This is a genomic window from Nonomuraea sp. NPDC049758, assembly GCF_040674635.1.
Classification (GTDB): Bacteria; Actinomycetota; Actinomycetes; order Streptosporangiales; family Streptosporangiaceae; genus Nonomuraea.
Genome location: NZ_JBFAMZ010000055.1, coordinates 1 through 10,203 on the forward strand (window position 1 = coordinate 1; position 10,203 = coordinate 10,203).

A 10,203-nucleotide genomic window follows, 5' to 3' on the forward strand; every position below is an offset into this window, starting at 1 on the left:
GTCAGGTTGCCCGCCATCGCGTTCACCGACTCCGTCAGGTCCTTCCACGTGCCCGACACCGCCGGCACATCGGCCTGACCACCCAGCCGCCCGTCAGTGCCCACCTCACGCGCCACCCGGGTCACCTCGGAGGTGAACAACGACAACTGGTCGACCATGCCGTTGAACACCGAGGCGATCTCCCCCAAAAGCCCGTCGGCGTCCTCGGGCAGCCGGGTACGGAAATCGCCGTCCCGGACCGCCGTCAGCCCGCCGAGCAGCTGACGCAGCTCGGTCTCGCCCACCTCGGAGGGGCCTCGGACACGTTTGCCGCGCCCGCTCGAACGTGCGTTGCCGACCGTGGGGTCGCTCATGTCGTGTTCCTCGTTCCGTGCTCGCCCGGCATGGAAGAACTTCAACCCTGGGTAGCGGAAGAGTAGCCGCCTGCGCCCAGACGCGCGCTAGCCCCGAAGTTAGCCGAGAATGCCCCCGCGCGCCGCCCGTCACACGGAACGTTCCGCGGCGGCCCTGGCGGCGGCCACCGCCTCCTCGACGGTGTCGTGCACGGGGAGGTGCCCGAGCACCCCGGTGATGTCCAGCAGCCGGGCGGGCAGCGGCTGCACGGCGGCCAGGCGCACCGCGCCCGACCTCCTGAACCGGTCGGTGGCGAAGGCCAGCAGGACGTGCAGGCCCGAGCTGTCCACGAACGGCACCCGGGCCAGGTCGAACACGACCTGGTGGCCGGGCTCCGGACGGTCTCTGAGGAAGCTCTCGAACTGGGCGCGGTTGGTGGCGTCGAGCTCGCCGGACACCACGATCACGGTCACGCCCGGCTGCTCCCGGCGCAGGAGCGTCAGCGGTGGCATCGCCGCTGCCCACCGCGCCCCGGGCGCGACGCGACCAACGGCGGAGGGGCGCCGCCCGGCGCCCGGTGATGACCGGCCCCGGCGCAGGCCGGGTGTGTCGAGAAGCCGCGTCCCGCGGGGGGCGGAGCAGTCACGCAAGCAGAATAGCCTCCCGGGGTCGCCAGGGACATCCCGTCAGTGACCGTGACCGTGGCCGACGAACGCGCCCGCCGGCCTGCCGGGCGGGACGAGGCCGAGCGAGATCGCCGCCGCCACCCCCGCGACGACCGCGCACAGCACGAGCCCCGAGGTGAAGCCGCCGGCCCCCGCGCCCGGCACCAGGCTGGACGCGGCGACCGTGGACACCACCGCCACCCCGATCGAGCCGCCCAGCTCGTGGAAGGTGTTGATCACCCCGGAGGCGACGCCGTTCTCGCCGGGCGGCACGTTGGCCATCGTCGTGGTGGTGGCGGTCACGAACGCCGGCCCGATCCCCACGGCGGCCAGCACGAACCCCGGCACCAAGGTGGTGAACGCGCCCGCCTCGGGGGAGACCCGCGTCATCAGCGCCGCCCCCGCGGCGGTCAGCAGGAACGACGCCACGGCCACCGGCCGGCCCCCGACCCTGCCGATGAGGCGGCCGCCGAGATGCGCGCCGAGCGTGATGGCGACGGCGACGGGCAGGAACGTGAGCCCGGTCCGCAGAGGGCTGTAGCCCAGGACGTGCTGCAGGTAGAGGGAGCTGAGGAAGAACAGGCCCAGCATCAGTCCGGTGGCGACCAGCATGACGAACGCGCCCGAGACGACGGGCCGTCTGGCCAGGGTCTCGACCCGCATGAGCGGCGCCCGTACCGACCGCTCGACCAGCACGAACGCGACATAGGACAGGGCGGCCCCGGTCAGCGGCAGCACGGTTCCCGCGGCGCCCCAGCCGCCGTCGCCGGCGGAGACCTGCCCGTAGATCAGCAGCGCGGTCGCCAGCGTGACGAGCAGCGCGCCCCCGACGTCGACCCGGCCGCCGCGCGGGGCATCGTCCCTGACGCGGGCCGGGACGACGCGGGAGACGGCGGCCAGCACCAGCAGGCCGACGGGGACGTTCACGAAGAACACCCACATCCAGCCGGGGCCGTTGGTCAGGACGCCGCCGAGCAGCACCCCGATCGCCGCGCCCGAGCCGCCGATGGCCGCCCACACGGCGAGCGCGCGGGCCCGGCGCTCGCCCTGGAAGACGGTGGTGACGACGGCCAGGGCCGCGGGGGACAGCAGCGCCGCGCCGACCCCCTGGACGGCCCGCCCGGCGATGAGCGTGCCGCCGTCGCCGGCCAGGCCGCAGACGAGCGAGGCCGCGGTGAACAGCGCCAGCCCGGCCAGGAGCGTGCGGCGGGGGCCGAGCGCGTCGGCGAGCCGCCCGCCGAGGACCATCAGGCCGCCGAAGCACAGCGTGTACGTGGTCACCACCCAGGTCAGCGCCTCCCGGCCGAGCGCGAGGTCGGCGCCGATGGTGGGCAGGGCCACCTGGACGACGGTGATGTCGACGATCAGCATGAACTGCGCCAGGCACAACAACGCCAGCACCGCCCAGCCCTTGCTCTGCGCGGGCGCGGCAGCCCGCGTCCCGACGTGATGACTCATCCCATGTCTCCTTAACTTGTACACTGGTGTTCAAGTTAAGCACAAACAAAACGGTACGCCGGTAGGGTGTCGTGGCGACCGCATCGGCTGGAGGAGCCCCTGAAGGGGAAGTGTCAGGCGGGGGAGGGTGAGGTGAGGAGGGAGAGCATGGTGCGGGTCAGGACCGGCTCGACCTCCTCGGCGGCCAGGCGGCCGGCCTCCCGTTCCTGGGCCGCGCTGTGGATGATCGCGAAGAACGTCGTCACCAGCCACTCCAGCGGCAGGTCGGTGCGGAAGTCGCCGTCGTCCTGGCCGCGGGCGATCAGGCGCTCCACCCGGCGCAGCGGGCGGTCGTGGTGCTCGCGGATGCGCTCGGTGGACAGCACCCGGTCGGCGGCCACGAAGAGCCGCCGGTGGCGGTCGAGGATCTCCCACGACGAATGCAGCAGCCCGGCCATCGCCTCCGGCGCGGGAGCCGTGTCGAGGGCCCCGTCCTCCAGGACGGCGTCGGCCAGCCCGACGGTGTGGTCGAGGACGGCGTCCACCAGGGCCTCGCGGGAGGGGAAGTGCCCGTACAGGGTGACCCGGCCGACGCCTGCGGCCTTGGCGATCTCGGCCACGCTCGCGCCCGGGTCGTCGCTGAGCAGCCGCGTCCCGGCTTCCAGGATGGCGGCGATGTTGCGCTCGGCGTCGGCCCGCCGGGCGGGGACGGGCTGTCGGGCGGCGGCGGTCTTCCCCATGGGCACCAGCCTACGACGCCCCCGGCCGGAGATCGTCGCTGCCCTCGGCGCGTCACCGGGCCCGGGGGAGGTGGTCAGAGGGCGAGCGCGTGGTCCAGCAGGGACTGGAGGGTGACGGCTCCGGCGACCCGGCCGTCCTCCACGATCGCCACCAGCGGGCTGCGCGTGCGGGCCATGAGCGCCGCCAGTTCGAGCACCGTGGCCTTCATGTCCGCCACCGGCAGCTCGCGCGGCTGCTCGGGCAGGCACTCGCGGACGGTACGCGTGCCGAGCCGGCGCAGGAACAGGTCGGCGTGGGCCTCGTCCACCACCCGGGCCAGGGCCGGATCGTCCTGGCAGTAGCGCGGCACGGCCAGCCGGAGCACCTGCGTGCCGGGGAGGATGCTGTGGGGGCGGCCGTCGTCGCCGATCACGATGAGGCCGGGCAGGTCGCGCTCGGCCAGCAGCCGGGCGGCGTCGAGCGCCGACATGTCGAGCGTGACCGCCGGGAACTCCGTGACGAGATCGCGTGCGCGCATGGGTGATCATCCTCCGGCCCACAGCCTAGCCAACCCCCCTCCCGCCCGGCGGAAGGCCCCAGGTTCCCGTGGCGGGGTCAGGAGGGGAAACGCAGGTGGCCAGGTGGGACGTGGGCGGTGAGCCAGACGCCGTTGTCGCTGCGCAGGAAGAGATGGCCGCCGGCGTGCATGTCCCCGGCGGCGACCGCCAGCACCACCGGCCTGCCCCTGCGCGCCCCCACCCGGACGGCGGTCTCCCGGTCGGGGGACAGGTGCACGTGGTGGCGGCTCATCGGCCGCAGGCCCTCCCGGCGGATGGCGTCCAGGTTGCGGGCCACCGTCCCGTGGTAGAGGTACGCGGGCGGCTCCACGGCGGGCAGGCCGAGCTCCACCGGCACCGAGTGGCCCTGGCTGGCGCGGATCCTGCCGTCCTCGATCGCGTAGCGCCGCTTGTCGTTGGTCTCCACGACCTGGCGCAGCTCGTCGGGGGTGATCGGGAAGCCGTGCACCGCGGCGGCGGCGAGCAGGTCGTCGACGGCGACCCAGCCGGCCGCGTCGAGGGCGAGCCCGATGCGCTGCGGGTCGTGGCGCAGGTGCCGGGCCAGGTACTTGGAGATGCGGATCACGCGTCGTTCGTCCATGGGGTTCCCATGGTGGCAGCGACGGGCGGGCGCGGTCAGCTGGTTTGTGCCCGTACGAGGTCCTCGCCGACGGGCGTACGGCCGTAGAGGACCGAACGGCCCGCCCGCACGCGGCCGACCAGCCCCGCGTCGAGCAGCACCTTGAGATGGCGGCCCACCGAGCCCAGGCCCTGGCCGGTGAGCGCGACGAGCTGCGTGGTGCTCTTCGGGGTGTCCAGCAGCACCAGCACGCCCGCCCGCGCGCCGCCCAGCAGCCGGCCCAGCGCCTGCGGCGCGGGCGGCGGGCCGACGTCGGCCAGCGGCCCCGCGCACGGGTAGACGATCGCGCAGCGGCGGGAGCCGTGCCAGCTCACCCAGCCCTGCCGCGGCGTGACCGGCACGAACATCAGCCGGGCGCCCGCCAGGTCCCGCGGCGGATGGTCGTAGGCGTTGATCTGCAGCCGTCCGTCGCCCAGCCAGCGCAGGCCGGGACGCATGCCGTCGAGAGCCGCCGCCCAGCCGCCCCGGCCCAGCCGCGCGGCGCGGGCGGTGACGTCGGCCTCGATGATCCGGCGGCGCCGCGGCCAGGCCGGCAGCACGGTCTCGCGCCACACCCACTCCAGCCGGGCGGCCATGCGGGCGGGCAGGTCGTCGCGGCGCAGCACGGCGGGCACCGGGCCGCCCAGCGACTCGACCAGGTCCGCGCGCGCCTGCTCGGGCGGGGTGTCGCGGACGCTGGCCACCTCCTCCTCGAAGGCCGCCTCGCCCGCTCCCTCGGGCGTGGGCGTGAGGAAGGTCGCGTTCCAGGTACGGCCCAGCGCGGCGCGGACGAGCAGCGCCGTGACCGGGTCGGCGGCCTGCTCGGCGCGGTAGGCGGGCAGGTGGGCGGCCAGCCAGGCGTCCTCGCCGGGATGGGCGGCGACGGCGCGGTCCAGCGTCTTCAGCGCGGCGATCGTCTCGGCCAGCGGCGACAGGACGAACCGGCCGACCGCGAGCGTGTCGGCGTCGACCTGCCAGAAACCCACCACGTCCTCCTCGTCCCCGCGTTGTTTCGCGGGTGGGCGAAACAGTAACGCCTGCCGCCGCCGGTCGCGAAGACTGCCGTCCCATGCGCACGTACCGGGACCTGTTCGGCAGGTCCGGATTCACCCCGCTCTTCCTGGTCTCGTCCGGGCAGGTGGCCGGGCAGACGGTGAGCGGGCTCGCCCTCGGCACCCTCGTCTACGCCGACACCGGGTCGCCGCTGCTGTCCGGGCTGGCCATGTTCGGCCCGGCGCTCGCCCAGGTGGTGGGCGCGGCCACGCTGCTGTCGGCGGCCGACCGGCTGCCGCCGCGGGCCGCCCTGTCCGGGCTGGCGCTGGCGGCCGCGCTCGGCGCCGCCTTCCTGGCCGTGCCCGGCCTGCCCGTGTGGGGCATGCTCGCCGTCGTGCTGGCCTTCGGCGCGCTGTCCGCGCTCGGCGGCGGCGTCCGGTACGGGCTGCTCAACGAGCTGCTCGACCGGGACGGATACCTGCTCGGCCGGTCGGTGCTCAACATGTCCTCCGGGATCGTGCAGATCGCCGGGTTCGGCGCGGGCGGGGTGCTGGTGACCGTCCTGTCGCCGCGCGGGACGCTGCTCGTCGCGGCGGCCCTCCACCTGGCCGCCGCCCTGGCCGGGCTGGGGCTCGGACGGCGGCGGCCGCGCGCGTCCGGACGGCCCTCACCCGCCGAGACCTGGCGCGACAACGCCCGCCTGTGGTCCGATCGGCCGCGCCGGCACGTCTACCTCGCCCTCTGGCTGCCCAACGGCCTGATCGTCGGCTGCGAGTCGTTGTTCGTGCCGCTCGCGCCGGACCGGGCCGGGCTGCTGTTCGCCTGCGCCGCCGCCGGGATGCTCGCCGGTGACGTGCTGGTCGGCCGGTACGTGGCGCCGCACTGGCGGGCGCGGCTGGTCACGCCGCTGTACCTGCTGCTGGCGCTGCCGTACCTGGTGTTCGTGGCGTATCCGTCGCCGGTGCTGGTCGCGCTCGCCTCGGCCGGGTTCGCCGCCACCCTGCTGCTCCAGGAGCGGCTCATGGCGCTCACGCCCCCCGAGCTGAGCGGGCACGCGCTCGGGCTGCACTCCTCCGGCATGGTCGCCATGCAGGGGGTGGCCGCCGCGCTGGCCGGCGCCCTGGCCGAGCACACCTCGCCCGGCGCGGCCATGGCCGTGCTCGCCGGGGCGTCGGCGGCGGTCACGCTCGCGCTGGCCCCCCGCCTGCGGTCCTCCCGTGTCGCAACCCCGGCGCAGGCTCCGGCGAAGTTACCGTTGACCAGGGGAAATCGCCGGGGGAAGGACACATCATGACGCAGACGGACGACTTCGTGCTCGACGTCACCAGGATCCGCGAGCAGGTGCGGCAGAAGATGGACGAGGGCCCGATCACGCAGACCTTCGGCCGCGACCCGGAGAAGGTCATCGAGGTCCTCAACGACGTGATCGCCACCGAGGTGGTGTGCTGGCTCAGGTACACCAGGCACGCCATCTCGGCCAAGGGCATCGACCGCGCGCAGGTGGCGGCGGAGTTCACCGAGCACGCCAAGGAGGAGCTGGACCACGCGCTGCGCGCCGCCGAACGCGTCAGCCAGCTCGGCGGCGAGCCGGACTTCGACCCGGCCAAGCTCGTCCAGCGCTCGCACACCGACTACCAGGTGCCCGCCGACACCGACCTGAAGGCGCTGCTGGAGGCCAACCTGTGGGCCGAGCGCATCGTCATCTCCACCTACCAGGAGATCATCCGCTGGCTCGGCGAGGGCGACCCGACCACCCGCCGGCTCATGGAGTCGATCCTGGAAGAGGAGGAGGAGCACGCCGACGACCTCACCGACCTGCTCGGGGTCTAGAACCGGGCTTGGCCCGCCGTTGGGCGGCCCGTGAGCCGGCCCGGGTAAGTGCCCGGAATGAAGAGCCTGGTCAACACGCCCGTCACGCACACGCCGCCGTCCCGCGAGATCGACGTCGAGACGCTCAGCCGCCGCCTCGCCGAGGCCGTGGACGGCGAGGTGCGCTTCGACCTGGGCAGCCGCGCCGCCTACGCGCGTGACGCCTCCAACTACCGGCAGGTCCCGATCGGCGTCGTCGTGCCGCGCGACCTGGACGCCGGGGTGGCGGCGGTGGCCGTGTGCCGGGCCGGGGACGTGCCCGTGCTCTCCCGCGGCGGCGGCACCAGCCTGGCCGGGCAGTGCTGCAACGCGGCGGTGGTGATCGACTGGTCCAAGCACTGCGGCGCGGTCGAGTCCGTGGACGCGGCGGGCCGCCGGGTCGTCGTCCAGGCGGGGGCCGTGCTCGACCAGGTGGACCACGAGCTGGCGCCGTACGGGCTCATGGTGGGGCCGCGGCCGTCCAGCCATCGGGCCTGCACGATCGGCGGCATGATCGGCAACAACTCGTGCGGGGCCTCGGCACAGGCGTACGGGAAGATGTCGCAGTCGGTGCTCCGGCTGGAGATCCTCACCTACGACGGCGTGCGCGCCTGGGTGGGGCCGACCAGCGACGCCGAGTACGACCGCATCCAGGCCCAGGGCGGCCGGCTGGCCGAGATCTACCGCCAGGTGCGCGTCCTGCGCGACGAGACCATGGAAGTGGTCCGCACCCGCTACCCCAGGCTGGAACGCCGCATCTCCGGCTACAACCTCGACCAGCTCCTGCCCGAGAACGGCTTCGACCTGGCCCGCGCCCTGACCGGCAGCGAGGGCACGCTGGTGACCGTGCTCCGCGCCGAGCTGCGCGTCGTGCCGTCCCCGCCCGCCAGGGCGCTGGCCGTGCTCGGCTTCGAGGACGTCTTCACCGCCGCCGACGCCGTCCCGGCCGTGGCCCGGCACGCGCCGATCGCGCTGGAGGCCATGGACGAGACCATGTACCGGCTGGCCAAGCGCGAGCACCCCGGCGACCCGGCGCTCCAGGACCTGCCCGAGGGCGGCGGCTGGCTGCTGGTGCAGTTCGGCGGGGACACGCCCGAGCAGGCGCGCGAGCGGGCCGAGACGATGATGCGCGACGTGGGGGAGCGGCCCGAGGCGCCCACGCCCACGCACGCCTTCCTCGGCGACCCGGCCAGGGAGGACCGGCTGTGGCGCTGGCGGGAGTCGGGGCTCGGCGTGGAGGCCTACCCGCCGACCGGCCGCCAGACGTACGAGGGCTGGTCGGACGCGGCCGTGCCGCCCGAGCGGCTGGGCGCCTACCTGCGCGACTACGAGCGGCTGCTGCGCGCGCACGACTACCAGGACTCGGCCCTGTACGGCCACTTCGGCCAGGGGTGCGTGCACGGCCGGCTGCCGCTCGACCTGCACACCGACGACGGCATCGCCCGCTACCGCGCCTTCGCCCGGGAGGCCGCCGAGCTGGTCGCCTCCTACGGCGGCTCGCTGTCCGGCGAGCACGGCGACGGCCAGGCGCTGGCCGAGCTGCTGCCGATCATGTTCGGCCAGGAGGTCGTGGAGGTGTTCGGCCGCTTCAAGGCCATCTTCGACCCGCGCGACCGGATGAACCCGGGCAAGGTCGTCCACCCCCGCCACCTCGACCAGAACCTGGCCCAGCACCGCTTCTACCCGCACGAGCCGCGCCAGACGTTCTTCCAGTACCCCAACGACCACGGACGTTTCGGGCACGCCGCCACCCGCTGCGTCGGCACCGGGACCTGCCGCAAGCACACCTTCGAGGGCGGCGTCATGTGCCCCAGCTACCGGGTGACCCGCGAGGAGGAGCACTCCACGCGCGGGCGCGCCCGGCTGCTGGAGGAGATGGTGCGCGGCGACGTCATCACCGACGGCTGGCGTTCGGCCGCCGTGCGCGACGCGCTCGACCTGTGCCTGTCGTGCAAGGGCTGCCGCTCCGAATGCCCGGTGAACGTGGACATGGCCACCTACAAGGCCGAGTTCCTCGCCCACCACTACCGGCACCGCGTCCGGCCCCGGGCCCACTACTCGATGGGCTGGCTGCCGGTGTGGGCCGCGCTCGCCTCGGCCGCGCCCGGCCTGGTCAACGCGTTCAACTCGGCGCCAGGACTGTCGCGGCTGGTCAAGGCCGTCGCGGGGATCACGCCGGAGCGCGAGCTGCCGAGGTTCGCCCGGCAGCGGTTCACCGACTGGTTCAGGCGGCGTCCCCGGAGCGGGCCGGGCACGCGGGGGCGGGTGGTGTTGTGGGCCGACACGTTCACCGACCACTTCGACCCGCACATCGGGCGGGCCGCCGTGGACGTGCTGGAGGCCGCCGGGTTCGAGGTGGTGGTGCCGCCGGTGACGCTGTGCTGCGGGCTGACCTGGATCAGCACCGGGCAGCTCGGGGTGGCGCGGCGGGTGCTGGCGCGGACGGTGGGGGCGCTCGCCCCCTGGGCCGAGGCCGGGGTGCCGGTGGTCGGCCTGGAGCCGAGCTGCGCCGCCGTGTTCCGCTCCGACGGGCCCGAACTGCTCAACACGCCCGAGACGCGGCTGCTGGGGGAGCGGTTCCTGACGCTGGCCGAGCTGCTGGAGACGCGCGCCGCCGACTGGCGGCCGGCCACGACCGGCGGGCAGGCGATCGCGCAGGTGCACTGCCACCAGAGCGCGATCATGGGCTACGACGCCGACCGGGCCGTGCTCGACCGCTTCGGCATCCGGACCAGCGTGCTCGACTCCGGCTGCTGCGGGCAGGCCGGCAACTTCGGGTTCGAGCGGGGGCACCACGAGGTGTCGCAGGCGTGCGCCGAGCAGGGGCTCTGGCCGGCCGTACGGTCGGCCGGGCCGGGGGACGAGCTGCTCGCCGACGGCTTCTCCTGCCGCACCCAGATCGCCGCCGCCGGCACCGGCCGCCAGGGCCGCCACCTGGCCGAACTCCTCGCCACGGCCCTCGTCCACCAGGACTGACCCGGCCCGTCCCATCACGGCCCCGGCCCCGGCCCCGGCCCCGGCCGGGGCCGGG

At 74.6% G+C, this 10,203-nt stretch carries 10 protein-coding genes; 3 read left to right on the forward strand and 7 right to left on the reverse strand.

The window, feature by feature from the left end; translation table 11 throughout:
* The 7 genes from AB0J46_RS51570 to AB0J46_RS51600 all read right to left on the reverse strand — a co-directional run.
* Positions 1-353 (reverse strand): HAMP domain-containing protein (locus AB0J46_RS51570; protein WP_364344763.1); only part of this gene is annotated, 353 nt, incomplete at its 3' end.
* A 129-nt stretch (positions 354-482) separates the two neighbouring features.
* Positions 483-845: an STAS domain-containing protein gene (locus tag AB0J46_RS51575; protein ID WP_364344766.1), complete on the reverse strand. Its 363-nt coding sequence runs from the start codon at positions 843-845 to the stop codon at positions 483-485.
* A 174-nt stretch (positions 846-1,019) separates the two neighbouring features.
* Positions 1,020-2,456 carry an MFS transporter gene (locus AB0J46_RS51580; protein ID WP_364344769.1) on the reverse strand — a complete coding sequence of 479 codons (1,437 nt, stop codon included), beginning with the start codon at positions 2,454-2,456 and terminating at the stop codon, positions 1,020-1,022.
* A gap of 113 nt (positions 2,457-2,569) precedes the next feature.
* Positions 2,570-3,175, reverse strand: a complete 606-nt coding sequence (locus AB0J46_RS51585) for a TetR/AcrR family transcriptional regulator (protein ID WP_364344772.1) — start codon at positions 3,173-3,175, stop codon at positions 2,570-2,572.
* Between the two features lie 74 nt (positions 3,176-3,249).
* Positions 3,250-3,693 carry a CBS domain-containing protein gene (locus tag AB0J46_RS51590; RefSeq protein ID WP_358286027.1) on the reverse strand — a complete coding sequence of 148 codons (444 nt, stop codon included), beginning with the start codon at positions 3,691-3,693 and terminating at the stop codon, positions 3,250-3,252.
* 77 nt (positions 3,694-3,770) lie between these two features.
* The gene (locus AB0J46_RS51595) at positions 3,771-4,313 is read right to left on the reverse strand and encodes an RNA 2'-phosphotransferase (protein ID WP_364344775.1); all 543 of its coding nucleotides are present in this window, start codon (positions 4,311-4,313) and stop codon (positions 3,771-3,773) included.
* Positions 4,314-4,348: 35 nt separating this feature from the next.
* Positions 4,349-5,317 carry a winged helix-turn-helix domain-containing protein gene (locus tag AB0J46_RS51600; protein WP_364344778.1) on the reverse strand — a complete coding sequence of 323 codons (969 nt, stop codon included), beginning with the start codon at positions 5,315-5,317 and terminating at the stop codon, positions 4,349-4,351.
* An 83-nt stretch (positions 5,318-5,400) separates the two neighbouring features.
* On the opposite strand from AB0J46_RS51600, the gene AB0J46_RS51605 reads away from it, so the two are divergent.
* Genes AB0J46_RS51605 through AB0J46_RS51615 form a run of 3 tightly spaced genes read left to right on the forward strand, consistent with a single transcriptional unit; the run spans position 5,401 to position 10,148 of the window.
* Positions 5,401-6,618 carry an MFS transporter gene (locus tag AB0J46_RS51605; RefSeq protein WP_364344781.1) on the forward strand — a complete coding sequence of 406 codons (1,218 nt, stop codon included), beginning with the start codon at positions 5,401-5,403 and terminating at the stop codon, positions 6,616-6,618.
* Positions 6,615-7,154 (forward strand): DUF892 family protein, encoded by a 540-nt coding sequence (locus AB0J46_RS51610; RefSeq protein WP_364344784.1) that lies wholly within the window; start codon positions 6,615-6,617, stop codon positions 7,152-7,154. Before AB0J46_RS51605 ends, AB0J46_RS51610 begins: the two co-directional genes overlap by 4 nt.
* Before the next feature lie 57 nt (positions 7,155-7,211).
* Complete coding sequence (locus tag AB0J46_RS51615; protein ID WP_364344787.1) at positions 7,212-10,148, forward strand: FAD-linked oxidase C-terminal domain-containing protein; 2,937 nt, start codon at positions 7,212-7,214, stop codon at positions 10,146-10,148.
* The last annotated feature ends 55 nt before the right edge of the window (positions 10,149-10,203 follow it).